Source organism: Mesorhizobium newzealandense (assembly GCF_042682145.1).
Classification (GTDB): Bacteria; Pseudomonadota; Alphaproteobacteria; order Rhizobiales; family Rhizobiaceae; genus Mesorhizobium; species Mesorhizobium newzealandense.
In genome coordinates this window covers 260,477-286,500 of the sequence record NZ_JBHUGZ010000002.1, presented here as the reverse complement: position 1 = coordinate 286,500, position 26,024 = coordinate 260,477, and the positions used below count along the sequence as shown (strand labels likewise).

Annotated in this window: 28 protein-coding genes and 1 pseudogene; 16 read left to right on the top strand and 13 right to left on the bottom strand. The window is 63.9% G+C overall.

All coding sequences use genetic code 11. The annotated features are described in order from the left end of the window. Positions 1-82 precede the first annotated feature (82 nt). Positions 83-622, bottom strand: coding sequence for an AprI/Inh family metalloprotease inhibitor (locus ACFSOZ_RS05570; protein ID WP_379094516.1), 540 nt, complete (start codon positions 620-622; stop codon positions 83-85). Positions 623-926: 304 nt separating this feature from the next. On the opposite strand from ACFSOZ_RS05570, the gene ACFSOZ_RS05565 reads away from it, so the two are divergent. The 8 genes from ACFSOZ_RS05565 to ACFSOZ_RS05530 all read left to right on the top strand — a co-directional run bounded on the left by ACFSOZ_RS05565 (position 927) and on the right by ACFSOZ_RS05530 (position 8,183). Beyond that, entirely contained in the window at positions 927-1,937 is a 1,011-nt protein-coding gene (locus tag ACFSOZ_RS05565; protein WP_379094514.1) for an MBL fold metallo-hydrolase, read from the top strand. Positions 1,938-2,011: 74 nt separating this feature from the next. After that, positions 2,012-2,161 carry a DUF1328 domain-containing protein gene (locus tag ACFSOZ_RS05560; protein ID WP_379094512.1) on the top strand — a complete coding sequence of 50 codons (150 nt, stop codon included), beginning with the start codon at positions 2,012-2,014 and terminating at the stop codon, positions 2,159-2,161. Positions 2,162-2,235: 74 nt separating this feature from the next. Beyond that, positions 2,236-3,120, top strand: a complete 885-nt coding sequence (gene dapF / locus ACFSOZ_RS05555; protein WP_379094510.1) for a diaminopimelate epimerase — start codon at positions 2,236-2,238, stop codon at positions 3,118-3,120. After that, positions 3,120-4,418, top strand: coding sequence for a tRNA (N(6)-L-threonylcarbamoyladenosine(37)-C(2))-methylthiotransferase MtaB (gene mtaB, locus ACFSOZ_RS05550; RefSeq protein WP_379094508.1), 1,299 nt, complete (start codon positions 3,120-3,122; stop codon positions 4,416-4,418). The genes dapF and mtaB overlap by 1 nt, the downstream gene beginning before the upstream one ends. A 12-nt stretch (positions 4,419-4,430) precedes the next feature. Continuing rightward, the gene (ftsY, locus tag ACFSOZ_RS05545) at positions 4,431-6,143 is read left to right on the top strand and encodes a signal recognition particle-docking protein FtsY (protein WP_379094506.1); all 1,713 of its coding nucleotides are present in this window, start codon (positions 4,431-4,433) and stop codon (positions 6,141-6,143) included. A 61-nt stretch (positions 6,144-6,204) separates the two neighbouring features. Continuing rightward, complete coding sequence (locus ACFSOZ_RS05540; RefSeq protein WP_379094504.1) at positions 6,205-6,879, top strand: septation protein A; 675 nt, start codon at positions 6,205-6,207, stop codon at positions 6,877-6,879. A 111-nt stretch (positions 6,880-6,990) separates the two neighbouring features. After that, complete coding sequence (locus tag ACFSOZ_RS05535) at positions 6,991-7,611, top strand: pyridoxamine 5'-phosphate oxidase family protein (RefSeq protein WP_379094502.1); 621 nt, start codon at positions 6,991-6,993, stop codon at positions 7,609-7,611. A gap of 41 nt (positions 7,612-7,652) precedes the next feature. Next, positions 7,653-8,183, top strand: coding sequence for an NADPH-dependent FMN reductase (locus ACFSOZ_RS05530; protein WP_379094500.1), 531 nt, complete (start codon positions 7,653-7,655; stop codon positions 8,181-8,183). Between the two features lie 72 nt (positions 8,184-8,255). Here the strand turns inward: ACFSOZ_RS05530 and ACFSOZ_RS05525 are convergent, their stop codons facing one another. Together ACFSOZ_RS05525 and ACFSOZ_RS05520 are read right to left on the bottom strand one after the other, a co-directional pair. Continuing rightward, on the bottom strand, positions 8,256-8,465 hold the full coding sequence (locus ACFSOZ_RS05525; protein ID WP_379094498.1) for a tautomerase family protein: 210 nt from the start codon (positions 8,463-8,465) through the stop codon (positions 8,256-8,258). A gap of 71 nt (positions 8,466-8,536) precedes the next feature. Continuing rightward, on the bottom strand, positions 8,537-9,457 hold the full coding sequence (locus tag ACFSOZ_RS05520) for an SMP-30/gluconolactonase/LRE family protein (protein ID WP_379094496.1): 921 nt from the start codon (positions 9,455-9,457) through the stop codon (positions 8,537-8,539). Between the two features lie 384 nt (positions 9,458-9,841). On the opposite strand from ACFSOZ_RS05520, the gene ACFSOZ_RS05515 reads away from it, so the two are divergent. Further along, complete coding sequence (locus ACFSOZ_RS05515) at positions 9,842-10,009, top strand: hypothetical protein (protein WP_379094494.1); 168 nt, start codon at positions 9,842-9,844, stop codon at positions 10,007-10,009. A 161-nt stretch (positions 10,010-10,170) separates the two neighbouring features. Here ACFSOZ_RS05515 and ACFSOZ_RS05510 read toward each other — a convergent pair whose 3' ends face one another. The 4 genes and pseudogenes from ACFSOZ_RS05510 to ccmA form a co-directional block, all read right to left on the bottom strand. Then, positions 10,171-10,746 (bottom strand): DsbE family thiol:disulfide interchange protein, encoded by a 576-nt coding sequence (locus ACFSOZ_RS05510; protein WP_379094493.1) that lies wholly within the window; start codon positions 10,744-10,746, stop codon positions 10,171-10,173. Beyond that, positions 10,743-10,910: a heme exporter protein CcmD gene (ccmD, locus tag ACFSOZ_RS05505; RefSeq protein ID WP_095083995.1), complete on the bottom strand. Its 168-nt coding sequence runs from the start codon at positions 10,908-10,910 to the stop codon at positions 10,743-10,745. The genes ACFSOZ_RS05510 and ccmD overlap by 4 nt, the downstream gene beginning before the upstream one ends. Before the next feature lie 145 nt (positions 10,911-11,055). Then, positions 11,056-11,721 carry a heme exporter protein CcmB gene (gene ccmB, locus ACFSOZ_RS05500; RefSeq protein ID WP_379094491.1) on the bottom strand — a complete coding sequence of 222 codons (666 nt, stop codon included), beginning with the start codon at positions 11,719-11,721 and terminating at the stop codon, positions 11,056-11,058. 1 nt (position 11,722) lies between these two features. Further along, positions 11,723-12,350: pseudogene (gene ccmA / locus ACFSOZ_RS05495) on the bottom strand (heme ABC exporter ATP-binding protein CcmA). 281 nt (positions 12,351-12,631) lie between these two features. On the opposite strand from ccmA, the gene acnA reads away from it, so the two are divergent. Then, positions 12,632-15,322, top strand: coding sequence for an aconitate hydratase AcnA (gene acnA / locus ACFSOZ_RS05490; protein WP_379094489.1), 2,691 nt, complete (start codon positions 12,632-12,634; stop codon positions 15,320-15,322). Positions 15,323-15,394: 72 nt separating this feature from the next. On the opposite strand, the gene ACFSOZ_RS05485 is transcribed toward acnA, so the two are convergent. After that, positions 15,395-16,066: a ceramidase domain-containing protein gene (locus ACFSOZ_RS05485; protein ID WP_379094487.1), complete on the bottom strand. Its 672-nt coding sequence runs from the start codon at positions 16,064-16,066 to the stop codon at positions 15,395-15,397. A 174-nt stretch (positions 16,067-16,240) separates the two neighbouring features. On the opposite strand from ACFSOZ_RS05485, the gene ACFSOZ_RS05480 reads away from it, so the two are divergent. Continuing rightward, on the top strand, positions 16,241-16,996 hold the full coding sequence (locus tag ACFSOZ_RS05480; RefSeq protein WP_379094485.1) for a DUF1223 domain-containing protein: 756 nt from the start codon (positions 16,241-16,243) through the stop codon (positions 16,994-16,996). Between the two features lie 838 nt (positions 16,997-17,834). Next, entirely contained in the window at positions 17,835-18,221 is a 387-nt protein-coding gene (locus tag ACFSOZ_RS05475; RefSeq protein ID WP_379094483.1) for a DUF2794 domain-containing protein, read from the top strand. Between the two features lie 4 nt (positions 18,222-18,225). Here the strand turns inward: ACFSOZ_RS05475 and ACFSOZ_RS05470 are convergent, their stop codons facing one another. The 4 genes from ACFSOZ_RS05470 to ACFSOZ_RS05455 all read right to left on the bottom strand — a co-directional run bounded on the left by ACFSOZ_RS05470 (position 18,226) and on the right by ACFSOZ_RS05455 (position 23,158). Further along, entirely contained in the window at positions 18,226-18,798 is a 573-nt protein-coding gene (locus ACFSOZ_RS05470; RefSeq protein ID WP_379094481.1) for a GNAT family N-acetyltransferase, read from the bottom strand. Positions 18,799-18,906: 108 nt separating this feature from the next. Further along, positions 18,907-19,686 carry a Bax inhibitor-1/YccA family protein gene (locus tag ACFSOZ_RS05465; protein WP_379094478.1) on the bottom strand — a complete coding sequence of 260 codons (780 nt, stop codon included), beginning with the start codon at positions 19,684-19,686 and terminating at the stop codon, positions 18,907-18,909. Between the two features lie 227 nt (positions 19,687-19,913). Then, a complete protein-coding gene (locus ACFSOZ_RS05460) occupies positions 19,914-22,463 on the bottom strand; it encodes an ABC transporter permease (protein ID WP_379094476.1) in 2,550 nt (849 codons plus the stop codon). Then, a complete protein-coding gene (locus ACFSOZ_RS05455) occupies positions 22,463-23,158 on the bottom strand; it encodes an ABC transporter ATP-binding protein (RefSeq protein ID WP_379094474.1) in 696 nt (231 codons plus the stop codon). Before ACFSOZ_RS05455 ends, ACFSOZ_RS05460 begins: the two co-directional genes overlap by 1 nt. A gap of 85 nt (positions 23,159-23,243) precedes the next feature. On the opposite strand from ACFSOZ_RS05455, the gene ACFSOZ_RS05450 reads away from it, so the two are divergent. Together ACFSOZ_RS05450 and thpR are read left to right on the top strand one after the other, a co-directional pair. Beyond that, positions 23,244-23,888 (top strand): arylesterase, encoded by a 645-nt coding sequence (locus ACFSOZ_RS05450; RefSeq protein WP_379094472.1) that lies wholly within the window; start codon positions 23,244-23,246, stop codon positions 23,886-23,888. 126 nt (positions 23,889-24,014) lie between these two features. Further along, positions 24,015-24,611: an RNA 2',3'-cyclic phosphodiesterase gene (gene thpR / locus ACFSOZ_RS05445; protein ID WP_379094471.1), complete on the top strand. Its 597-nt coding sequence runs from the start codon at positions 24,015-24,017 to the stop codon at positions 24,609-24,611. Here the strand turns inward: thpR and ACFSOZ_RS05440 are convergent. Further along, entirely contained in the window at positions 24,515-25,033 is a 519-nt protein-coding gene (locus ACFSOZ_RS05440; RefSeq protein ID WP_379094975.1) for a low molecular weight protein-tyrosine-phosphatase, read from the bottom strand. The genes thpR and ACFSOZ_RS05440 overlap by 97 nt on opposite strands. Before the next feature lie 88 nt (positions 25,034-25,121). On the opposite strand from ACFSOZ_RS05440, the gene ACFSOZ_RS05435 reads away from it, so the two are divergent. Both ACFSOZ_RS05435 and ACFSOZ_RS05430 read left to right on the top strand, forming a co-directional pair. Continuing rightward, positions 25,122-25,418, top strand: coding sequence for a 4a-hydroxytetrahydrobiopterin dehydratase (locus ACFSOZ_RS05435; RefSeq protein WP_379094469.1), 297 nt, complete (start codon positions 25,122-25,124; stop codon positions 25,416-25,418). A gap of 137 nt (positions 25,419-25,555) precedes the next feature. Beyond that, positions 25,556-25,918 (top strand): YkvA family protein, encoded by a 363-nt coding sequence (locus ACFSOZ_RS05430; protein ID WP_379094467.1) that lies wholly within the window; start codon positions 25,556-25,558, stop codon positions 25,916-25,918. The last annotated feature ends 106 nt before the right edge of the window (positions 25,919-26,024 follow it).

Below are 26,024 nucleotides of genomic sequence, written 5' to 3'. Positions count from 1 at the left end.
TCGTTCTGGAGCAATTCCAGGAAAAGTGTGTAGCGGTTTTCCATCCGGAATTGCGTAAAAAACAAATGAGGGGCAGGTCAGCCTATCTTGTAAGCGAAATCGCCTGGCCGTTGGAAGTCTGGCCATCGAATTTCGAGCCGCCCGAGGAATAGAGCCGCGCCAGCGTGCCGCCATTCTCGTCATAGAGCGTCAGCTGCTTGCCGGCGACGTTCCACGACTTGATGCCGTCGATCGGCGCCGGGCAGTGCAGCGGTCCGGCGCGGAAGCCGGCGCCGAACTTGGTCTGCGGCGTCGCCACCTTGCAGGTCTGGCCGGAAACGCTGGCGTTCCAGACACCGGCGACGGCGGCCGCGGTCAGATCCGCGGCACCGGCGGGTGCCGAGCCGTCCGGCGGCAAGGACGCAACCTGCGAATTGGCCGGTGCGGTCGGGAATTGCGACGGGTCGGTGGCGCCCGGGGCTGCCGGCGGCGGCAGCTGATTGGCGGTCACCTGGCCTGCCGGGGCCGGCTGCAACGGCGCCGGCTGCTGGTCATCCATCGACGAGAAGCGTGAGGTCGAACAGCCACTCGCAACGAGCGCCGCCAGCGATACGGCCACCAGGCCACTTTTCGAAAAAATCATTCCAACCTCCGTCGGATCCGGCTGGGGGACGCCGTCCGCGCAATCTCACCCCCACCAAGATGGAGAAGGTGGCGAAATTTCAACCCGATATGGTTAAAATACGGTTTGCAGCAAGATCTGTTGCAAATTTGTCGCAATCACAACGGCGCTGGCCGCCTGTCGCCCGGCTCGCCGGGATCCGGTCAACACCGTGTTGCTCCTGGCACTCGGCAAGCCGGAAGCCGCGCTTGCGGTCTTCCAAATGCTTGCGCCGACCGGCATTGGTCCTATCTCTTGGAAACCGAAACCTGCCGGAGCCGCAAAATTGGCCGCGAGAAAGAGAGCTGCCAATCCCTACTACAATGGCCCGCCCAGCGATCATTTCGACGGCACCTTGTTCTTCAATCCCGACGGCCAGCCACCTGGCCGTTTCGCCGACCTGCTGAAGTGGCAGTTGAGCGGCAAGCGCTCGAAATGGCCGTCGACCACCCCAAGCCCCTTTCCGCAGGCAAAACCGGCGACACGGGTCGGGGGCGCCGCGCTGAACGTGACCATGGTCGGTCATTCCACCTTGCTGATCCAGACGGTCGGCCTGAACATCCTCACCGATCCGGTCTGGGCGCCGCGTGCTTCGCCGCTTTCTTTTGCCGGGCCGAAACGGATCACCCCGCCGGGCATCGCCTTCGCCGACCTGCCGCCGATCGACCTCGTTCTGGTCAGCCACAACCATTACGACCATCTCGACTTCGCCACGCTGAAGCGGTTGAAGGCCAGCCATGCCCCGCTGGTGATCACCCCGCTCGGCAACGATGTCCTGATTGCCGACGCGGTTCCTGGGATGCGGCTGTCGGCGCATGACTGGGGCGACAGGGTCGAGATCGGCAACGGCGTCGCCGTCCATGTCGAGCCGGTGCACCACTGGTCGGCGCGCGGCGCCCGCGACCGGCGGATGGCGCTGTGGGCCGGCTTCGTTATCGAAACGCCAGGTGGCAAGGTCTATTTCGCCGGAGACACCGGCTTCCACGATGGCATCAACTACCGGCTGATGGCTGAAAAGCATGGTGGCTTCCGTTTCGCCATCCTGCCGATCGGCGCCTATGAGCCGCGCTGGTTCATGGCGCCGCAGCATCAGAACCCGGAGGAAGCCGTGCAGGGCATGAGACTGTGCAAGGCCGCCTATGCCGCCGGCTGTCACTGGGGCACCTTCCAGCTCACCGACGAACCGATCGACGAGCCGGCCCGGAAATTGACTGAGGCGCTGGCGGCGGAGGGCCTGCCGCAGGAACGCTTTCGCGCCTTGCGGCCCGGCGAGGTCTGGGACGTGCCAGCCATCTAGCCGGGCGCCCACCAAGGAACCCAAATTGCTGAAACGCGTTGCTTCCCCAACGCAATTTGGCTGGGAGCCTCTCCATGATCAAATGGATCATCGTCGCTGCGGCGGCGAGCCTGCTCGGCATGCCGGCGCTGGCCGGAGCCGCCGCCACCGGCGCGCGCATCCTCATCGGCATCGTCCTGGTCATCTTCCTGCTGGTGGTGCTCGGCATCTTCGCTGTGACGTGAGAGCCGCCTGCGCACTGGTAATTCCCGCCCGTTTCCGCCATATAGCGCCAAACGGACACGGAATTCGCGGAGCGATGGCCAGCACTGCCCCTTTCGCCAAGATGAACGGCATCGGCAACGAGATCATCGTTGCCGACATGCGTAGCCGTGCCGATCGGGTGACGGCGGCAGCGGCAATCGCGCTCAACGCCGATGCCGCGACCAGGTTCGACCAGATCATGGCGATCCACGACGCCAGGACGCCGGGCACCGCCTTTTTCATCGACATCTTGAATTCCGACGGCTCCAAGGCACAGGCCTGCGGCAACGGCATGCGCTGCGTCGTCCAGGCGCTCGCCGCCGAGACCGGCCAGAAGACCTTCACCTTCGAGACCGTCGCCGGCATCCTCAACGCACGCGAACATGCCGACGGGTCGATCTCGGTCGACATGGGCACGCCGCGTTTCGGCTGGCAGGACATCCCGCTGGCCGAAGAATTCCACGACACCCGCATGATCGAGCTGCAGATCGGCCCGATCGACGCGCCGGTGCTGCACTCGCCCTCGGCCGTCTCGATGGGCAACCCGCACGCCATCTTCTGGGTCGACCGCGACGTCTGGTCCTATGAGCTCGACCGCTTCGGTCCGCTGCTCGAAAACCACCCGATGTTTCCCGAGCGCGCCAACATCACCATTGCCCAGGTTACTTCGCCCGACACCATGGTCATCCGCACCTGGGAGCGCGGCGCCGGCCTGACCAAGGCCTGCGGCTCGGCCGCATGCGCATCGGTGGTCGCCGCGGCCCGCACCAACCGGACTGGCCGCAGCGTCAGCCTGGTGACCCCCGGCGGCGGCTCGCTGCATGTCGAATGGCGCGGCGACGACCACGTCATCCTCACCGGTGCCGCCGAATGGGAATTTTCCGGCAGCTTCGATCCGTCGACCGGCACCTGGGCCCGCGACACCGAAAGCGCGGCCTGATGGCGCCCCTCTCCAAGGGTATCGATGTCGTCACCTTCGGCTGCCGGCTGAACACCTATGAATCCGAGGTGATGCGGCGCGAGGCGGAAAGCGCGGGCCTCAGCGCGCTGGAAGGCGGCGCCGTGATCTTTAACACCTGCGCCGTCACCGGCGAAGCCGTGCGCCAGGCCAGGCAAGCGATCCGCAAGGCCCGCCGCGACAACCCTGAAGCGCGCATCATCGTCACCGGCTGCGCCGCGCAGACCGAGCCGCAGAATTTCGCCGCCATGGACGAGGTCGATCTCGTGCTTGGCAATGAGGAGAAGCTGAAGGCGAATTCCTATCGCGCGCTGCCGGATTTCGGCGTCAACGACACCGAGAAGGTACGCGTCAACGACATCTTTTCGGTGCGCGAGACCGCCGGCCACATGGTCGACGCCATCGAGGGCCGGGCCCGCGCCTTCGTCCAGGTGCAGAACGGCTGCGATCACCGCTGCACCTTCTGCATCATCCCCTACGGACGCGGCAATTCGCGCTCGGTGCCGATGGGCGCCGTGGTCGAGCAGGTCAAGCGGCTTGCCGGCAATGGCTATGCCGAGATCGTGCTGACCGGCGTCGACATGACCAGTTTTGGCGCCGACCTGCCGGGCGCCCCCAAGCTTGGCAAGCTTGTTAAAACCATTCTCAAGCAGGTGCCCGACGTGAAGCGCCTGCGGCTGTCGTCGATCGATTCGATCGAGGCCGACGACGATCTGCTCGATGCCATCGCCACCGAACCACGGCTGATGCCGCATCTGCACCTGTCGCTGCAGTCGGGCGACGACATGATCCTGAAGCGCATGAAACGCCGGCATCTGCGCGATCAGTCGATCCGCTTCTGCGAGGATGTGCGCAAGCTGCGCCCCGGCATCGTCTTCGGCGCCGACATCATTGCCGGCTTCCCGACCGAAACAGATGACATGTTCGAAAACTCGGAAAAAATCGTCGAGGAATGCGGGCTGACGCATCTGCATGTCTTTCCGTTCAGCCCACGCGAGGGCACGCCCGCCGCGCGCATGCCGCAGGTCCGCCGCGAGGTGGTCAAGCAGCGCGCCGCCCGGTTGCGCGCTGCCGGCGAAGCTGCGTACCGGCGCCATCTGTCGTCGCTTCCCGGAACGCGTCAGTCGATCCTGATCGAGCGTGACGGTCTTGGCCGCACCGAAGGTTTTACGCTTGCCGCACTCGGCGCGGGCGTGCCGGGTGAGATCATCGAGGCTGATATCACCGGCCACGATGGCGCCCGGCTGATCGCGGCGCCCCTTGCCGCTCGCGCCGCCTGAGAAACGCAAAGCATGGCTGGTTTCTTCAAGAAGATATTTTCGTTCGGCAAGAAGGAAGTGGTCGAGGAGCGCGTTGATGAGACCGCCCCGCTGCCGCCGATCAAATGGGAAGCGCTCGATGCGCTGAGGCCGGCGGCCGAACAGGTTGTTCCGGAATTTCTGAAGCGCGACGAGCCGCAGCCCGAGGCGGAAATTGTACCGACACCGCCGGCCGAGCCGGAAGTGCCGTCGCAGCCGGCGCCGGTCGAGGAACCAGCGCCCGAGCCGACACCGATCATTCCGCCCGAACCTGAAATCCAGCCCGAGCCTGCCCCGGTCGAAGAGCCGCAGCCGGTTGAACCGGAAGCGCCCGCCGAGGAGCCTGCGCCCGAGGAAATCCCACCCCCGCCTGTGGTGCCTGAGCCGGTTCCTGCACCGAAGCCGCAGGAAATTCCCGAGCCAAAGCGGCCGGAGGTCGTCCCGCCGCAACCGGAGAGACAGCCCGAGCCGGCGCCGGTCGAAGTGCCGACGCCGCCGGTCGAGGCTCCAGCCGAAACGCCGGCACCCGAAATCCCGCCGGCCGAAATCTTGCCGCCCATTCGCCAGCCGGCTCCGATTGAGCAGCAGCCGATGCGCGCCGAGATCGCGCCGGAGATCGAGATTGCGCCGGCGCCCCGCTCCTCCATCGAGGGAGAGGTACAGCCCGCGCCTGAACCGCAGGCCGTCCCGCAACCTGCACCAAAACCTGTTCCCGCCCCCGGCAAGGTGACCGTCACCAAAAAGGTCGAGCAGAAAGCCGAACCGCAGAAGGCGCCGGAACCGGCACCGAGGCGTTCATGGTTCCAGCGCATGAGGGACGGGCTTGCCCGTTCGTCGCGCGAGCTCACCGGCAACATCGCCGGCGTCTTCACCAAGCGCAAGCTCGACGAAGAGACCCTGCAGGACCTGGAAGATGTGCTGATCCGCGCCGACCTTGGCATGGAAACAGCGCTGCGCGTCACCGATGCGCTGGCTTCCAGCCGTTACGGCAAGGATGTCTCCGACACGGAAGTACGCGCCATCATGGCGGCCGAGGTGGAGAAGGTGCTGACCCACGTCGCCATGCCGCTCGAGCTCGATCTCTCGCACAAGCCGCATGTCATCCTGGTGGTCGGCGTCAACGGCACCGGCAAGACCACCACCATCGGCAAGCTGGCGGCAAAACTGACCGATGGCGGCCTGTCGGTGATGCTCGCCGCAGGCGACACTTTCCGCGCCGCCGCGATCGAGCAATTGAAGATCTGGGGCGAGCGGACGAAATCGCCTGTCATCGCCTCCAAGATCGGCGCCGATGCCGCGGGCCTCGCCTATGACGCCTTCGAGAAGGCCAGGGAAGCCGGCTCCGACGTGCTGATCATCGACACCGCCGGCCGCCTGCAGAACAAGACCGAGCTGATGGCCGAGCTCGAAAAGATCGTCCGCGTGCTGGGCAAGCTCGACCCGGAAGCGCCGCACACCGTGCTGCAGACGGTCGACGCCACCACCGGCCAGAACGCGCTCAACCAGGTCGAGATCTTCCGCAATGTCGCCGGCGTCAACGGCCTGGTGATGACCAAGCTGGACGGCACCGCGCGTGGCGGTATTCTGGTGGCGATCGCGGCAAAGCACAAACTGCCGGTCTATTTCATCGGCGTCGGCGAACAGGTCGACGACCTCGAACCTTTTTCAGCCAGCGAATTCGCCAGGGCGATCGCTGGCGTGGCTTAACAAGCATATCCCAAAAAGTTGCAGACTTTTTGGATCAGATCATGCGCAAGAAAGAAATTCCATGAACCCACCCATTCTCGAACGCGATCCGTCCGACCCGCAAAAAGAGAAGAAGGAAGGCGTCAATCCGCTGCTCAAGCTGGTGCTGGAGCTGGGGCCGTTGATGGTGTTCTTCTTCGCCAATGCGCGCGGCGAATGGCTGGTGCGGAAATTCCCCGTCCTGGCCGAATTGGGCGGGCCGATCTTCGTCGCCACCGGCCTGTTCATGGCCGCCACGGCAATCGCGCTGATCGCCTCATGGCTTTTGATGCGCACCTTGCCGATCATGCCGATGGTGTCGGGCGTCGTCGTCTTCATCTTCGGTGCGCTGACGCTCTATCTGCAGGACGATATCTTCATCAAGATGAAGCCGACCATCGTCAACACGCTGTTTGGCGGCGTGTTGCTCGGCGGCCTCTACTTCGGCAGGTCGCTGCTTGGCTATGTCTTCGATTCCGCCTTCAGCCTCGACGCCGAAGGCTGGCGCAAGCTGACCTTCCGCTGGGGCCTGTTCTTCCTGTTCCTGGCCCTTGCCAATGAAGTGGTGTGGCGGAATTTTTCCACCGACGCCTGGGTTACCTTCAAGGTCTGGGGCATCATGCCGATCACGCTTCTGTTCACCTTCAGCCAGATGCCACTGATCCTTCGCCATTCGCTCGAGGACAAGACCGGGAAAGAAGAGAACGTCGGGAAATAGAGCAATTCCAGGAAAAGTGTGAAACGGTTTTCCGTCCGGAATTGCGCCAAACAAAGAGAAAGAGCGGTTCTGCGTTTTCGTGAAACGATGAAACGCTCTGGGGAGAAGGGCATGGAATTCGTCACCACGCGCGATGAGCTGAGGGCGATCTACAAGACGCCGCGCCCAACCGACGGCTCGATCCGCAAGGAATTGAAGGCGCTCGACGGCCATTGCCGCTCCTTCATCGGCAAGAGCCCGTTCGTGCTGATCGGCTCGTCCGACGGCGCCGGCAATGCCGACGTGACACCGAAGGGCGACAGGCCGGGTTTCGCCGCCGTGCTCGACGACACGACCATCGCCATTCCAGACCGGCCCGGCAACAATCGGCTCGACACGCTGGAAAACATCCTCCTCAATCCCTCGGTCGGCCTGCTCTTCCTCATTCCCGGCATGAACGAGACGCTGCGCGTCAATGGCGACGCCCGTATCACCGTCGACACGACCTTGCGCGAACGGCTCGCCGTCGACGGCAAGGAACCGCAAAGCGTCGTCGTGGTCACCGTCAAGGCCGCCTACATGCATTGCGCCAAGGCCTTCATGCGCTCAGATCTGTGGAAGCCGGAAACCTGGTACGACCGCGCGACGCTGCCGACGCTCGGCCAGATCCTGCGCGACCAGCTGGCGCTGGCGGAGACTGCCGGCAGCATCGACCGCGAGCTGGACCAGGATTACCGCAAGACCTTGTGGTAGTCTTTTCCCGTCACGATTCGCCCGTATCCGGCCGCTCTCCCTTGATCGAAATCCTAGCCATTTCCGGCAGCCTGCGGGCGGCCTCCACCAATTCCGCACTGGTCTCGGCACTGGCGCGCAACGCCCCGCCCAGCTGCCGCGTCACCGTCCATGACCGGCTTGGCCGCTTGCCGATCTTCAATCCCGACGATGAGGGCGAGCGGACGCCGCAAGAAGCCTCCGCGCTGATCGACGCCGTCACTCAAGCCGATGGCGTCATCATCTCCTGTCCGGAATATGCCCATGGAGTGCCCGGCGGGCTGAAGAACGCCCTCGACTGGCTGGTGTCGCGCGACGCTGCCGTCGCCAAGCCGGCCATGCTGGTGCACGCCTCGCCGCGCTCGCTGTTCGCCCGCGCCGCATTGGCCGAGATCATGCGCACCATGTCGTTTGCGCTTTGCGAAGATGTGCTGGAGATCGCCCTGCTCGGCAAGAAGCCGCCGGAAGTCGAGGGCATCCTGGCTGAGCCGGAAAACCAGCTGGTGATGCGCGACGCCGTTTCAGCCTTTGCGGATTTCATCCGCGCGCGTTGAGCGGCGGCCACATGCCTTCGTCGTTCCAGGGGCAGAGGCGGGGGCGCTGTCCCGCCACCCTGCGTCGGGGAATTAGCCCTTCCGTCTCAGCGTCTCGACATCGGTCTTGCCGACATACCAGTCGCGGGCATTGACCTCCTCGAAGACCACCCAGACATCGTCGTTGCCCAGTCCGGTGGCGTCCATGATGGCCGCCGTGACCCTTTTGGCTATGTCCGCCTTCTTGCCCGCCGGATCGGCGGCGATCACTTCCTTGACGATGCGGATGTTGACGAATGGCATTTGTATCCTCCCAGGATGTTCGTATTCGCGATCGTTTGAAGAAACCGCCTGCGCCTTAATCGAAACCAGTCTCAATAGGTCTTGGCGCCGTTGACCATCAGCCGCACCATGTAGAGCGAAGTGGTGCCGGCGATGTAGAGGCAATTCAGCTTGTTGCCACCGAACACGCAATTGGCGGTCACCTCCGGCACCTTGACCTTGCCGATCAGCGTGCCGTCCGGATCATAGCAATGGATGCCGTCGGCCGCACTGGTCCAGATGCGGCCGTCCTCATCGAGCCTGAAGCCGTCGAACAGGCCGGCCGTGCAGTCGGCGAAGACTTTTTCGCCCGACACCTTCTTGCCGCCCTTGCCGACATTGAACACCCGCATATGGGCCGGATTTTGCGCGCCATGCGTGCGGCCGGTGTCGACGACATAGAGCTTGGTCTCGTCGAGCGAGAAGGCAAGGCCGTTGGGCCTGACCATGTCGGTGATGACGGCTTCGACCTCACCCGTGCCGGGATCGACCCGGTAGACATTGCAGGCGCCGATCTCGCTTTTCGCCTTGTCGCCCTCATAGTCGGTGTCGATGCCGTAGCTCGGATCGGTGAACCAGATCGAGCCATCGGACTTCACCACCGCGTCATTGGGTGAATTCAGCCGCTTGCCGCGCCACTTGTCGGCGATGGTGGTGACCGAGCCGTCAAACTCGGTGCGGCTGACACGGCGGCCCGAATGCTCGCAGGTTACCAGACGGCCCTGCCGGTCGACCGTATTGCCATTAGAATTGCCGGATGGCTGACGGAAGACGCTGACATTGCCGTCGGTCTCGTCGTAGCGCAGCATGCGGTTGTTGGGGATGTCGGACCAGACGACATAGCGGCCGGCGGCGAACCAGGCGGGTCCTTCCGCCCACTGGCATCCGGTGAACAGCTTTTCCACTTGCGCGTTGGAATTGAACAGCCGCGCGAAACGCGGATCGAGAATTTCATAATAATCTGCGGCGGCCATGCTTTCCTCCCGGCGTTCAGGCTAGCGCATGACCCCGACAATCGCTTCCGATTTTCGGAACGGATCCTGCGCGAAATGAAGTGCTGCAGCGTTCCTTGCGCGTCCGGAAGGACGTGGCGCTGCAGGCGCGATCAAGCCAGCCGGAGATCGATCTGGCAAGATCGATGATGAGTGCTTCACCGCATCTTGAGGTCTCGAGGCAGGCGGGGAGCGATGCCATCTCATCAGAACTGCCGGTAAGGGCCGGTTAACCGGCTATGCGCTGGGCGCAATGGTGCATTGCAACATCTTCTTTTTGCAACGCACCATTACTATGTCATGCTTCGTATCGATCAAGGGAGGAAGAAACGTCCGCGAAAATGCGGCACCAAAAGGAACCTTGCTATGATCATCGACAGCCTCATGACCCGCGCTCGTGCCAGCATTGCCAAGCGCAAGCACTACAACCGCCTTGTCGCCGAAATCGACAGCTTCACCAGCCGCGATCTGGCCGACATGCGCGCCGACCGCTCAGAAATGCTCTACCAGGTCCACAAGCAGATCTACGGTTGATCTTAAGATCCATCGACTTTGCGCCACTCGGGCGCGTTGAGATTCAGGGTCAGGCCGAGCCGAAAACTGTGGCTTCCCAGAACCGGAGCGGAGCGTACTTTTCGTACGTGAGCACCGGAAGCGCAGGAAACCGCCGTTTGCAGGCCGGCATCGCCTGAATATCAATGCGCCGCCAGTGCCTTGTCGATCTGCGGCAACAGCAGCGTCTGCACCGCCTCGGCCGTCAACGGGCCGACATGTTTGTAGGCGATCTTGCCGTCCTTGCCGACGACGAAGGTCTCCGGCACGCCGTAGACGCCCCAGTCGATTGCCGTGCGGCCGGCTTCGTCGACACCGATCGCCTGGAACGGATTGCCGAGATCACCGAGGAACCGGCGGGCGTTTTCCGGTTGGTCCTTGTAGTTCAGCGCCGCCATGACGAAACGCTTGTCCTGCGCCAGCGCCAGCAGCACCGGATGCTCTTCGCGGCACGGCGCGCACCACGACGCAAAGACGTTGACCAACGTGACCTTGCCGGCAAACGTTTTCGAATCGAGCCCGGGCAGGTTGATGCCCTCCAGCGCCGGCAGGTTGGTCTGCGGCGCCGGCAGGCCGATCAAGGCCGACGGCACTTCCGAAACGTCGCGCCCCGACAACAGCTGCGCCAGGAACAGTCCGGCCAGGCCGAGGAAGATCAACAGCGGCAAAAGCACGAACAGGCGGCGACGGGGCGTCGGCGTTTCCGTCTCTGTACTCATGGCTTGGCGCCCTTGTCGGAACGACGCCGCACGCCGGACGCTTCCAGCTCCGCGAGTTCCCGCTTGCGCGCCCGTTGGTCGAGCAGGATCCAGCCGACCAGCCCGGCCAGCACCACGGCGGTGATCGTATAGGCGGCGGTCACGTAGAGTGCGTGCGCGCTCATGCGGCAGGCCCCGCCAAAGTGCCGCTTTCCAAACCGATCGTTTCGCACAATTCGAACATGCCTTCCCTTAGCCCCGCGCCATCGGCTTCGCAATCGGTCGCCGCGCCGCAGCCTTTGACGTTGCGCAAACCACGACTGACGTCACTCAATCCGTTCCATGGCGCAGCGCCAGGGCCGCCGAGACCGGGCCCAGCACAGCAAGAAACAAGGTCAGCGCGGCAAGAATGAGAAGGGGCTGCAGGAACGGATCGGGATTGGCCGTCGCGCCATAGCTCGCCGAAACGCCGAAGATCAGCACCGGAATGGTGAGCGGCAGCACGAGCACCGAGATCAGCAGCCCGCCACGCGGCAGCGCCACCGCCACCGCGGCACCCGCCGCGCCGATGAAGGTGATCGCCGGGGTGCCGACAAGCAGCGTCAGCGCCGTGGCGCCGATGGCCAGGGGCTCCATGTTCATGAACAGGCCGAGGAAGGGAGCGGCAATAACCAGCGGCAGCACGCTGCCCGCCCAATGCGCCAGGCATTTGATCAGCACCGTCAACGCCAGCATGTGGCGGTCGTTGCCGAGTACCAGCAGATCGAGCGAGCCGTCCTCGCGGTCGGCCTGGAACAGTCGGTCGAGACCAAGCAGGCAAGACAGCAACGCACCGATCCACAGGATCGCCGGCCCGATGCGCGCAAGCAGCTTGAGATCCGGCCCGACCCCGAAAGGGATGGTGGCGATGACGGCGAGGAAGAAGATGACCCCGGTCAGCGCTCCGCCGCCGGCGCGGATGTTGAGGCGGATGTCGCGCAGGAAGAGCGCTAGCATCTTACCCTCCCCCTTGTGGGGAGGTTGAGGCTCCCATCAGCAACTCCTCCGCCCCATCCAGCCCCAGCGGCAGATGCGTTGCCGCGACGATCATCCCACCCGCTCCACAATGCTTCGCCATCAGCCCCGCGAATCGCGCCTCCGAAGCCTTGTCCAGTCCCGCCGTCGGCTCGTCCAGCAGCCACAGCGGCCGCTGGCTGACCAAAAGCTTGGCGATTGCCGCGCGGCGCCGTTGGCCGGTCGAGAGATAGCCGAACGGCAGATGGCCGATGCCGCCCAGGCCGACCGTTTCCAGCGCCTCTTCGACGCCGATATCTCCATCGCCGTTGAAGTCGCGCCAGAAGCGCAGGTTTTTCCGCAACGCTGAGCGCCGGCTTCATCGCGTTCTGATGACCAAGATAGTGACAGGCCGAAGCGATCGACGGAAACGCCTCGCCGCCACCTTCGATCCGCACGCTGCCTTCCACCACCGGCAGCAGCCCGGCGATAACCCTCAGCAAGGTCGATTTGCCCGCACCATTCGGCCCGGTGACGACCAGCGCCTGACCGTCCTGCAGGGCAACGCCGATGCCGGAAAACACCGTGTCGCCGCCGCGTTCGCCGCCCAGATTTTCGGCGATCAGCCGCATCCCTCGCCTGCCCTGAAAACCATCTGTCGCGGCAGCCGCCGCATCGCACAAATTTGCTTTGCAACTGTCTAGAACTATTCCAGAAAATTCTCTATATGCGGTGCATCCGTGCCAGCGGTCGGCGCGGGAACAGAATTAGCGCCGAACCAGCGCACGCGCCGCCTTGAACGGCTCGGGTTGCTTGGGAACGGACAGCGGAAATGGCCGTACCCGCACCTTTGCGCGTGATTGCATGCCATCGGCGTCCGTTCCCTTTCAGGCTGAACAGACAAGGATCGCACGTGTCAAAATCCCTCGATAGTTTCAATTGCCGCCGCACCCTGACCGCAAGCGGCACGGAGTACGTCTATTTCGATCTCATCGAGGCCGAGAAGAACGGCCTCACCGGCATCGCCCAGCTGCCCTATTCGATGAAGGTGCTGCTGGAGAACCTGCTGCGCAACGAGGACGGCCGCTCCGTCACCAAGGAATCGATCCAGGCGGTCGCCGGCTGGCTGACCGACAAGGGCACCGCGGGCGTCGAGATCGCCTATCGCCCGGCCCGCGTGCTGATGCAGGATTTCACCGGCGTTCCGGCCGTGGTCGACCTTGCCGCCATGCGCGACGCCATGGCCTCGCTCGGCGGCGACCCGCAGAAGATCAACCCGCTGGTGCCCGTCGACCTCGTCATCGACCATTCCGTCATCGTCGATGAGTTCGGCACGCCGATGGCCTTCGCCCGCAATGTCGAGCTCGAATACGAGCGCAACGAGGAACGCTACAAATTCCTGAAATGGGGCCAGCAGGCGTTCCGCAACTTCCGCGTCGTGCCGCCCGGCACCGGCATCTGCCATCAGGTCAACCTCGAGTATCTGGGCCAGGTTGTGTGGACCAACACCGAGGACGGCGAAACCACCGCCTATCCCGACACCTGCGTCGGCACCGATTCGCACACCACGATGATCAACGGCCTTGGCGTGCTGGGCTGGGGCGTCGGCGGCATCGAGGCCGAGGCGGCCATGCTCGGCCAGCCCGTCTCCATGCTTTTGCCCGAGGTCATCGGCTTCCGCCTCACCGGCAGACTGAAGGAAGGCGTCACCGCCACCGACCTCGTGCTCACCGTCACCCAGATGCTGCGCAAGAAGGGCGTCGTCGGCAAGTTCGTCGAGTTCTTCGGACCGGGCCTCTCCAACATGACGCTGGCCGACCGCGCCACCATCGGCAACATGGCGCCCGAATACGGCGCCACCTGCGGCTTCTTCCCGGTCGACAGCGAGACCATCCGCTATCTGACCATGTCCGGCCGCAGCGAGGATCGCATCGCGTTGGTCGAGGCCTATGCGAAGGCGCAAGGATTGTGGCGCGACACCGGTTCGGCCGACCCCGTGTTCACCGACCTGCTCGAGCTGGAACTTGGTTCCGTCGTGCCGTCGATGGCCGGCCCCAAGCGGCCTGAAGGCCGCGTCGCGCTGGAAGGCATTCCGGAAGGCTTCGCCAAGGCGATGGAGACCGAATACAAGAAGGCCGCCGAGATCCACAAGCGCTACGCCGTCGAAGGCACCAGCCACGATCTCGGCCATGGCGACGTCGTCATCGCCGCCATCACCTCCTGCACCAACACCTCGAACCCGAGCGTGCTGATCGGTGCCGGCCTCCTGGCGCGCAACGCCAACCGCCTCGGTTTGAAGCAGAAGCCATGGGTCAAGACCTCGCTTGCGCCAGGCAGCCAGGTTGTGGCCGAATATCTGGAGAAATCCGGCCTGCAGAAGGAACTCGACCAGATCGGCTTCAACCTGGTCGGCTTCGGCTGCACCACCTGCATCGGCAATTCCGGTCCGCTGCCGGCGCCGATCTCGAAAACCATCAACGAAAAGGGCTTGATTGCCGCCGCGGTCCTGTCCGGCAACCGCAACTTCGAAGGCCGCGTCTCACCCGACGTGCAGGCGAACTATCTCGCCTCGCCGCCGCTGGTCGTCGCCCACGCGCTGGCTGGAACCGTCACCAAGGACCTCACCACCGAGCCGCTCGGCGAGGACAAGAACGGCAATCCGGTCTACCTCAAGGATATCTGGCCGAGCTCGGCCGAGATCCAGGAGTTCATCGAGAAGAACGTCACCCGCGAGCTGTTCGCCCGCAAATATGCCGACGTCTTCAAGGGCGACGAATACTGGCAGAACGTCAAGGCGCCGGAAGGCCAGACCTATGCCTGGGACGACAATTCGACCTATGTGCAGAACCCGCCCTATTTCGCCGGCATGACCGCTGGTTTCGGCAAGATCGGCGACATCAAGGGCGCCCGCGTGCTTGGCCTGTTCGGCGACAAGATCACCACCGACCACATCTCGCCGGCGGGTTCGATCAAGGCGGCCTCACCGGCCGGCAAATACCTCACCGACCATGGCGTCGGCGTCGCCGACTTCAACCAGTATGGCACGCGCCGCGGCAATCACGAGGTGATGATGCGCGGTACCTTCGCCAACATCCGCATCCGCAACCACATGCTGGGCGAGAACGGCCGCGAGGGCGGCTACACCATTCACTACCCGTCGAAGGAAGAGGAATCGATCTACGACGCTGCGATGGAATACAAGAAGGAAGGCGTGCCGCTGGTCATCTTCGCCGGTGTCGAATACGGCAATGGCTCGTCGCGCGACTGGGCGGCCAAGGGCACCAATCTGCTCGGCGTGCGCGCCGTCATCGCCCAGTCCTTCGAGCGCATCCACCGCTCGAACCTGGTCGGTATGGGCGTCATCCCCTTCGTCTTCGAGGACGGCACGTCCTGGGCCTCGCTCAACCTGAAGGGTGACGAGCTGGTCGAGATCGACGGGCTGAGCACCATCAAGCCGCGCCAGACGATGACCGCCAAAATCACCTATGGCGACGGCACGGTGAAGAACGTGCCGATCATCTGCCGCATCGATACGCTGGACGAACTCGACTACTTCAAGAACGGCGGCATTCTGCAATACGTGCTGCGCGATCTGGCAGCTTAAGGGAATAAGGCAGTAAGGGAGTAGGGCAGTAGGCTAAAAACCTATCCCCTACTGCCTTACTGCCGTACTCCCCTACTGCCCTGCCTTCGGCGCACCGAAGCGCGCCACTGCCGCCAGCAGCACGCCGAGCATCAGCCCGTTGAAGATGTGCCAGAGGAAGTGCGTGCCGAGCGGGAAGCTGCCGCAGACCAGCGGGTCGATCATGCGGCAGATGACGGACACGACGAAGATCGCCGACCCCGCCAGATTGTACCAGCCGGCGCGATTGCCGCTCGCCGCCACCAGGGCGCCGAAGAAGGCGAGCGCCAGGAACGGCGGCAGATAGCCCGTCGTGCCGTTCGAGGCCTGGCGCAGCCAGTCCGGCACGGCGAAGGTTATCGCCCCGGCAATCACGTAGAAGATAACGAAGATGGCAATCGCTTTGCCCCATCGCATGCCGAGGAAGCGGCGCAGATTGAACAGCGTATAGGCCAGCGTGAAGCCGGCAATCGGCAGCACGTCGGCCCAGATCGTGCCCTTGGTGGCAAAGGTATGGAAGATCGTCGAGCCGATGCCGATCGCCACCACCCACCAGGCCAGTACCTCGGCGAAGGTGCCGGTGCCCAGCCTTCGCACCTCGCGCACGCCCCATAGGCCGGCGGCGACAAAGACAAGATTTGTCAGCGCATTGACAGGTTCGGACCAGAATTCCGGCCCGGTCCGCTCGCAATAGAGATCGACCGGCGCCAAAAGAGTTTGCCACATCGTGATTGCCGCTCGAATCGATTTCTACCCTGAAGTGCAAGCCCTTTTCCTATTGCGCCGCCGCAGTCGGTTGCAATGGCAAAATTTCACCGCAACGTGACTTCCCGTTGACTTCCGGTTCTGCCACATACTTTAGCAACCAAAATAAAGCCGGCGCCACCGGCGGGAATCGGAATGGCCATGGCATCGCGAAAATCATTGTGGCTGGCAGCCTTTGCGCTGGCCTTCTCGTCGTTTGCCGGCGCTGGGCAAACCGCCGAGCCCGACAAACCCTTGGGCGTGGTCGAGCTGTTCACTAGCCAGGGCTGCAATTCCTGCCCGCCGGCCGATGCGCTGTTCGCCGAGCTTGCCGCCAAGGAAGACATCATCGCGCTCGCCTATCATGTCGACTACTGGGACTACCTCGGCTGGCAGGACACGCTGAGCCGCAAGGAGAACACCGAGCGGCAATATGACTATATGCGCGCCTTCGGCAGCCGCTCGGTCTATACGCCGCAGGCGGTCATCAACGGCCGCGTCCATGTCAACGGCGCCAGCCGCGGCGAGGTCGATGGGGCGCTTGCCCGCATGGCCAGGAGCGGCGAAGGCATGCGCGTCGCCGTCAAGGTCAGCCGCACCAGCGACCGCGTGATGATCGACGCCGGCGATGCCGGAGCCGGCCCCAGCGATGCCCATGTCGTCATCGTCTATTTCGACCCGCCGCAGACGATCAAGATCGGCCAGGGCGAGAACACCGGCCGCAGGATGACCTACTGGAACGCGGTCTCGGGCATCCAGACCGCCGGCATGTGGCACGGCAAGGCGCAGCGCTACGAATTGCCGATGAGCGAGATTTCCAAGAAGGGCGGCTGCGCCGTGCTGCTGCAGTCGGTCGGTAAGGACGGCCTGCCCGGCCCCATTCTGGGCGCCGCCTTCATTCACAAGCCTTAGAGCAATTCCAGGAAAAGTGTGAAACGGTTTTCCCGGGAAAAGCGCATAGCCGCTTTCCCTTCGGAATTGCGTCAAAACAAAGAGATAGAGCGGTTCGGCGTTTCAGTGAAACGATGAACCGCTCTAGACGTTTTCACATCTCGATTGAGGCGTTCCGTTGAGATGTCGGCGGGACAGCGCACCCCTCTGTCTACCGGACATCCCCCACTTGGGGGGAGATCGGCAGCTTCGCCGTCCAGCCCGTCTTGCTGCGTTGAAGATTGGCGAAGGTGGAGATGACGGCCAATCTCCCTCCTTGTGGGGTTGAGGAGTGGTGCGCGCAGCGGACGGAAAGCCAATTGCTTGGCTTTCCGAACGACGAACGCCGGCAGGACACAGGGGCACGAAGGATCACCTGCGTTGGATGTCAGTGGATAGAACAACCGAATGCGAGGGGACTTCACCCCGCGCTCCACCGGAAAACAAAAAACCGACGTCAGCTTGCTTCTGACGTCGGTCATTTAGGTTTTGGGATCGTCGCACCCGATCCTTCCGAAGAAAGACCGAGGTTGGTTCGATCCGACGCAGACCCGTGGGCGGGGGGCTTGGGGTTTACGAGCCGGTGCCGGACCGAACCGTCTCAGGCAACGCCGGTAAATTCGTCGGACATTGGGGCATGAGCGCGGATAAAAAATGGCGAGAATGTGGCGGCGCATCACCAATTCCAACAAGGCGTTTCATAAAAGTGACTGGACGTTGCAGAAACAGCGCGGCGCCGCCCTCGCTTCGCCGGGTCTTGCAATTCAGCCGCGAACGCGCCAACTTTGGTTGGCAAAGATTCATTTTGAAGGATCGAGGCATGACCGATGACGGCAGCGGGACGGGGGATGGGGACGCATCCGCAATATTGATCCCGCTGCACGAGGCGCGACGCGAGCGCCTCGATCAGCCGGTGCGCTTCGACCGGCGTGAACTGGACCAGATCCTCCGGCTCTACGGACGCATGGTCGCCGCCAATGAATGGCGCGACTACGCCATCGACCATCTCACCGACAGGGCCGTGTTTTCCGTGTTCCGCCGCGCCAGCGAAGTGCCGCTGTTCCAGATCGTCAAGGATCCGAAACTGGCCCGCAAGCAGGGCGCCTTTGCCGTCATCGCCGCCGGTGGCCGCATCCTGAAGCGTGGCCAGGAGCTCGGCCGCGTGCTTGGCATCTTCGACGGCAAGCTGAAGCTCGTCGAGGCTTAACCCTTTATTTTTGCTGGCGGAATTTTCGCTCCGGCAGCGAGTCGGGATCAGGCGGAGCGAGCGCCCCGCCATTTAGCGATATCTGCATGAACACGGTGTCCAGCCAGCGCCCGTGCTTGTAGCCGGAGCCTTCAAGGCGTCCCGAATGGCGAAAGCCGAGCTTTTCGTGCAGCCGCACCGAAGCGCTGTCCGGCCGCCCGTCGCCGATCACCGCGATGATCTGACGAAAGCCCACCGCTCGGCATGCCTCGATCAAGCTTTGCATCAGCATCAGCCCGACGCCCTGGCCCTTGGCCTCGGGCGCGACATAGACGGAATCCTCGACGATGAAGCGGTAGGCCGGGCGTGGCCGGAACGCGCCGGCATAGGCATAGCCGAGCATGGCGCCGTCCTTTTCCGCCACCAGATAGGGAAATCCGCCAGCCATCAAACTGTCGAATCGCGCGCCCATCTCGCCGCGGCTGGGCGGCTCCAGCTCATAGCTCGCCGTGCCCTGAGTGACCGCGTCTGCATAAATTTCCGTGATCCGGTCGAGGTCGGTTGCCATCGCGGGCCGGATTATGATGCTGCTGCTCATTATTTATGCACGCCATTGTTCTGCCCGCGATAACAGCAAAACCCGACACAAAAGAAAAGGGCGGCCGTTGGGCCGCCCTTCAAGAACCAGATGGTCCAACGCTGCTGATTAGCGACGGTCGCCCATGAACTGCAGCAGGAACATGAACAGGTTGATGAAGTCGAGATAGAGCGTCAGCGCGCCCATGATCGCCTTGCGGCCGGCGACATCCGAAGCGTCGCCTTCGAAATACATCTCCTTGATCTTCTGCGTGTCATAGGCGGTGAGGCCCGAAAAGATCAGCACGCCGAGCGCCGAGACGGCGAAGGACAGCGCCGACGACTGCAGGAAGATATTGATCACCGACGCGATGATGATGCCGAACACGCCCATGATCAGGAACGAGCCGAAAGCGGTCAGGTCGCGCTTGGTGGTGTAACCGTAGAGCGACAGCGCGCCGAAGGCCGCAGCGGTGGCGAAGAAGGTCTGCGAAATGCTGGCCGTGGTGTAGACCAGGAAGATCGACGACAGCGACAGGCCGACGAGGCCGGCATAGACCCAGAACGTCGTCTGCGCCGCCGAAACGCTCATCGACTGGACGCGGAACGACAGGAACAGCACGGCGGCCAACGGCGCCAGCATCACCACCCAGCGCAGCGGCGACCCGAAGATCGCGTAGCCGAAGGAGGTCAGCATCTCGCCGCTCGGCAGCGTTGCGACAGCCGAGGCCGGATCGGTGGTGGTGGCAAGCATGATCGTGCCGACGGCGGCAAGGCCGGTGATGAGGAGGCCAAGCCCCATCAGATTGTAGACCTTGATCATGTAGGCGCGCAGGCCCTGATCGATGCCTGCATCGACGCCGGCGCCGGGCACGGCGCGCGTCTGATAGTTGCGAATGGGTTCAGCCATGGGAGTCCTCTATTGCTTCTGCCCCGTCGGGTGTCAGGTCCACCGGACCCAGGCGCCGCTGGCGGGGCTCCAGCATGCCTGTGACGAAATATGATGGTTATTCGCGTCAAGAACAAGTCCGTAACCGGGTGTAATGCTTCGTGAGGCACACACGATCCGGTTTTCTGGCCTTTGGCGGGGCAACATTACGCCGATTTAACCAAATCCCGGTCCCCGACAGACAGGTTTCACAGGTTGCGCAGCACCGGCGCGGCCTTGTGGCCGAGCACCCGCCAGGTGCCGGCAAGACCAATGCCGACCGTGATCACCAGCGCAAAGACGATGGTCGCCACCGCCACCCCGGGCATGAAATGCGATGGCAATGTCATGATGCGCGCGACGACGAACCAGGCAGCCGCACTGCCCGCCGCCAGGGCGAAGATCGCGGTGGCGAGCCCGATCAGCATGTATTCGAGCGAAAAGGCGGCAATCAGAGTCGTGCGTGTCGCGCCCAGCGTCTTCAACACCACCGCGTCATGGATGCGCGCCCGGTTGCCGGCGGCAAGCGCGCCGGCCAGCACCAGCACCGAAGCGATCAGCGCCACGCCGGCCGCCGCCCGGATCGCCGTGCCGAGCTGCCCGACTAGCCGGTTGACGACATCGAGCGCGTCCTTGACCCGGACCGTCGTCACCGCCGGGAAGGCGCGGGTGACGGCATTGAGGATGCGCGCGTCATCGGCCGTCGAGGCATTCTTGTCGGTGAGCGTCGCCATCCAGCCATGCGGCGCGCCGGCAAATGTGTTGGGCGAGAACACCATGACGAAATTGATGCCCATCGTCTCCCATTCGACCTGGCGGAAATTGGCGATCCTGGCCGTCACGTTGCGGCCGAGCACGTTGATGGTGATGGTGTCGCCGAGTTTCAGGCCAATCTGTTTGCCTTCCTCGGCCGAAAACGAGACCAGCGGCTCGCCGGCATAATTGTCCGGCCACCAGCTGCCCTCGGTCAGCGTCGCGTTGTCCGGCTGCTTCGCGTCATAGGTCAGGCCGCGATCGCCCTTCAGCACCCAGGCGCCTTCCGCCGGCACCTTGACCTTGTCGACATCGACGCCGTTGAGCGCCATCACCCGGCCGCGCAGCATCGGCACCTTGGCCAGTGTTCCCTGCGGCGCTTGCCTGCCGATCAGCGCGGAGAACGCATCGACATCGCTGCTCTGAATGTCGACAAAAAAGAAGTTCGGCGCCCGCTCCGGCAGGCTGCCGGAAATCTGTTGCCGCAGATTGCCGTCGATCAGCGCCAGCGTCACCAGCAGCGTCAGGCCGAGCCCCAGCGACAGCACCACCGACGGCGTCAAGGCGCCGGGCCGGTGGATGTTGCCGACGGCGAGCCGCAGCGCCACGAAGCGCACGCGCGGGGTCTTCCTGGCCGCCCATTGCACCAGCGTGCCGACCAGGCGCAGCACCAGGAACGCGAAGATGGTGGCGCCGACGAAGATCGAGGCGATGCGGCGGTCGCCCGAAAACAGGATCGCCAGCGCCGCCAGCAGCAGCGCGATGCCGACGGCCGCCGCAACATAGACAGGGCGCGGAAAGCCGCGGCCCTCGAGCCCCATCTCGCGAAACAATGCGGTCGCCGGCACATCGCGGGCGCGGCCGAGCGGCAGAAGCGCGAAGGCCAGCGTCACCAGCAGGCCGAACAGCGCCGCCATGCCGAGCGCGCCGGGATAAAAGCCGCCTTCCGCCGGCACCGGAATAACAGACTGAAGTGCTGCACTGGCAGCGAACGGCATAAGCGCCCCGAGCACCAGGCCGAGCACAATGCCCAGGGCGGCGATGATCAGGATCTGCACCAGATAGACGGCAAAGACGAAGCCGCCCGAAGCGCCCAGGCTCTTGAAGGTGGCGATGACGCCGCGCTTGCCGTCGAGATAGGCGCGCACCGCGTTGGCGACGCCAACGCCGCCGACCACCAGCGCCGTCAGCCCGACCAGCGTCAGGAATTGCGAGAAGCGTTCGATGTTGGACGACAGCGCCGGGGCGGCATTGCTGCGCGTGCGGATGGACCAGCCGGCCTGCGGAAAATCCTTGGCCGCCTGATCCTGGATGGCCTTGAGCCGCGTCTCATCGGCATCGGCGGGCAGCCGGATCTTGTAGGCATTTTCGACCAGGCTGCCGGGTTGGACGAGACCGGAAGCGGCCAGCCCTTCGGTCGAGATCATCAGCCGCGGCGCGAAGCCAAAACCGTCGGACACGGCGTCCGGCTCGGTGACCAGCCTGGCGCGCAGTTCGAAGGTGGCGGTGCCGAGCTTCAGCCGGTCGCCGATCTGAAGATGCAGGCGCTCGAACAGCAGATCGGGGGCCGCGGCGCCGAAAACGCCGAACTCTTCGCCGAACAACTCCTGCTTCGACAGCGCCGGCTGGGTCTCCAGCGCGCCATAGAGCGGATAGGCATGGTCGACCGCCTTGACCTCGGCCAGCGCCTGGTCGGATCCGTCGGCAAGACGCGCCATCGAGCGCATGCTGGCGGTTCTGGAAATTACGCCCAGCCCGTCAAGGAAGGCATTTTCGGCCTGGCTGGCGTCGCGCTGGTTGACCTGGAAGCGAAGATCGCCGCCGAGCAGCGTCTGGCCCTGATTGGCGACACCGGCGGTGATCGACCGCGCCACCGAGTTGACGCCGCCGATGGCCGCGACGCCGAGCGCTATGCAGGCAAGGAAGATCAGGAAGCCGGACAGGCCGCCGCGCATTTCGCGCAACGAGAAGCGGACGGCGAGCCTCAGCGTCCGCGACAACGGCATCAGGCGGTGACCTTGACGGACGCCGGCAGCTCGATCCGGCCCGACCGCATCGAAACCTGGCGCGAGCAGCGCGCCGCAAGTGCCGGATCATGGGTGACCAGCACCAGCGTCATGCCGCGCTCGGCCGCCTTGGCGAACAGCAGGTCGGCAACCTGCCGCCCTGTCGCCTGGTCGAGATTGCCGGTCGGCTCGTCGGCGATGAGAATGCGCGGCGATGGCGCCAGCGCCCGGGCGATCGCCACGCGCTGCTGTTCGCCGCCCGACAATTCGCCGGGATAATGGGTGACACGGTCGCTGAGGCCAACGGCTGCCAGTTCGTGCGCCGCCACCGAAAACGGATCGGCGTGGCCGGCCAGCTCCAGCGGCACCGCGACATTTTCGAGCGCCGTCATGTTGGGAATGAGGTGGAAGGACTGGAACACGATGCCAATGTTTCGGCCACGAAACGAAGCAATCCGGTCCTCGCTTTTGCCGTTGAGCAACTCACCGGCGATTCGTACGGTACCCGAATCGACCTTTTCCAGGCCTGCCAGAACCATCAGCAATGTCGACTTGCCCGAGCCCGAAGGGCCGACGATGCCGGTCGCCTCGCCAGGTGCCACATCGAGGCTGACGCCCTTCAGCACATGCACGGACGACGCCCCTTCGCCAAGTGTCAGCGATACGTCTTTCAGCGCGATGACGGCTTCTGTCAAAATGAAAGCGTCCTATATGGGAGAATGAAGGCTCTGCTTGCCGGATGCCGTCGGAAGAATTCCTTGGTCATATGGGGCCTGCCGCATGTCTTTCAAACGCCTGATTGCCGCAGGCTTCGTCGTTTTCCTCGCCATTGGCGGCGCCATTTCGTCGGCGCCTGCCGAGCCGTTCAAGATCGTCGGCTTCGGCGACAGCCTGACTGCGGGCTATGGCCTTGGGCCGGACCAGGGCTTTACCGACAAACTGCAGGCTGCGCTGCGCGCCAAGGGCCATGATGTGACGGTCGCCAATGCCGGTGTTTCGGGCGACACGACCAGCGGCGGCCTGGCGCGACTCGACTGGTCGGTGCCCGACGGCACGCAGCTGGTCATTCTGGAACTCGGCGCCAACGACATGCTTCGCGGCGTCTCGCCCGACATCGCCAGAAAGAACCTGGATGAGATGCTGGGCAAGCTGAAAGAGCGCGGGATTGCCGTGCTCCTGGCCGGCATGCGCGCCGCGCCCAATCTCGGCCCCGACTACCAGAACGCCTTCGACGCCATCTTTCCGGACCTTGCCAAGAAATACAGCGTTCCGCTCTATCCGTTCTTTCTCGACGGCGTCGCCGGCCAGCCTGGCATGCAGCTCGATGACGGCTTGCATCCGAGCGTGCGAGGCGTCGACCAGATGGTCGAACGCATCTTGCCGACGGTCGAAAAGGCGATCGCGGCAGTGCCGGGAGGTTCGTGAGATCAGACTGACTGCTTCCGTTAGGGAAGCTTTTAGCAATGCCTGTGACCAACAAACCTCTTGCTCCGTTTGATTTTCGATGATTCGCTAGGGCTAATGTTTCGATTCGAGGAAGGGAGGCTCTTCATGCCGCGTCTTTTCACCGCCCTCGAAATACCGCGTGACGCCGCTCTTTCGCTTTCCCTGCTGCGGGGCGGCCTGCCCGGTGCCCGCTGGATCGACGTCGAGAACTACCATCTGACGCTGCGCTTTATCGGTGATGTACCGGGTCATGTCGCCGACGAGATCGCCAACGCGCTCGACCGCGTCCACCGCCCCTCCTTCTCGCTGACGCTGTCCGGCGTTGGCGCTTTCGGCCAGAAGAAACCGCACGCGGTGTGGGCGGGCGCGTCCGCCTCGCCCGATCTTGCCGCCCTTCAGGGCGAGATCGACCGCATCTGCCAGCGGCTCGGTATCCCCGCCGACCCGCGCAAGTTCATGCCGCATGTGACGCTGGCGCGCCTGCGCAATTCGACCCCGCTGGACGTCGCCCAGTATCTGTCGGCTCGCGGCAATTTCTCGACGCTGCCGTTTCGCATCGGTCGTTTCGTGCTGATGTCGTCGCGCGATTCGGTCGGCGGTGGCCCCTACATCGTCGAGGAGGCCTGGCCGCTGTCGGGCACGGATGCCCGCGCCGCCAGCCTTGCCGCCAGCGCCTCCGACGCCTCGCGGATCATGCGGTAGACCGACGCAAAGGCATCCGCCCCGTCATAATAGGGGTCCGGCACGTCGCGCGCCTTCGCCTCGGCGAATTCCAGGAACAGATGGATACGGTCGTGCATTGCCGCCGGCGCCAGCGCTTTCAGGTCGCGAACATTCGCCCGGTCCATGCCGAGGATCAGGTCGAAGCGGTGAAAATCCTCCGGCGTGACCTTGCGCGCCCGCTGCCGGGAAATGTCGATGCCGTGACGAACCGCAACCGCGATCGAGCGTGGATCGGGGGCAGAGCCGACCTCCCAGCCGCTGGTTGCGGCTGAATCGAGCAGGATATCCCGGCCCAATCCGCGCTCCGCCCAAACGGCGCGAAAAACGCCCTCGGTCAGCGGCGACCGGCAGATGTTGCCGAGGCAGACGAAAAGAATGGAATTTATGGGCTTCGCGCTCATCGATCCGGAATTCTTTTTGGGCATGTCGCTATCCCGGCGACATGCATTATGGTGAGGGTCATTTTTGGAAATAGCACGGGAAACGAACATGACGAGAGAGAAACTGAGCAAGGAAGCAGTCGCTGCTGCGTTGACCGGGCTCGAAGGCTGGGCGCCGGCCGCGGACGGGGCCTCCATCAAGCGCACATTCACCTTCGCGAACTTCTCCGAAGCCTTCGCCTTCATGACCCGCGTCGCGCTCGCCGCCGAAAAGATGGACCATCATCCCGACTGGTCGAATGTCTACAAGACCGTCGACGTGACGCTGAACACCCACGATGCCGGCGGCGTGACCGCGCTCGATATCGATCTGGCCAAGAAGATGAACCGCTATTTCGGTGGCTGAGCGGCTCCTGTCCGTGGTTGCGATCGAGCAGCAAGACCCAAATCGGCGCCGGCATCTTGCAGCGGGGGTCGGGTTTCACCACATTTTCCCTCGCGGGCATGCGCCGGGATGCGCATGAGCCCTGCTAGGAGACATTGATGGCGCAACAATCCGGTTTTGATTTCTTCGGCTTTGGCGGCAAGCGGGGCGACGAGAACGAAGTGCGCGAGAAATTCTGGCGCACAGTGAAGAAGGCCGCGCGGCAGATCCCCTTCATGGAAGAGGTCGTGGCCGCCTATTACTGCGCCATGGACAAGAACACGCCGATGCGCGCCAAGGGCATTCTGCTGGCTGCGCTCGGCTATTTCGTGCTGCCGGTGGACGTCATCCCCGACTTCGTCTTGGGGCTTGGCTTCACCGACGACATCGCCGTGCTCACCGCCGCGATCACCGCCGTCAGCGCCCACATCACGCCGGCGCACCGCCAGGCCGCCAAGGACGCCATCGCCGACAAGGGCTGAGCACGCCGTCGCGCGCCAAACGCCTTCGAAGCCGGCTTTTGGCGGCAAAACAAAAAGTCAAACTCTTGCCGCTTTCGTGGCCTCCAAGTCGCGAAAGGGACGTCGC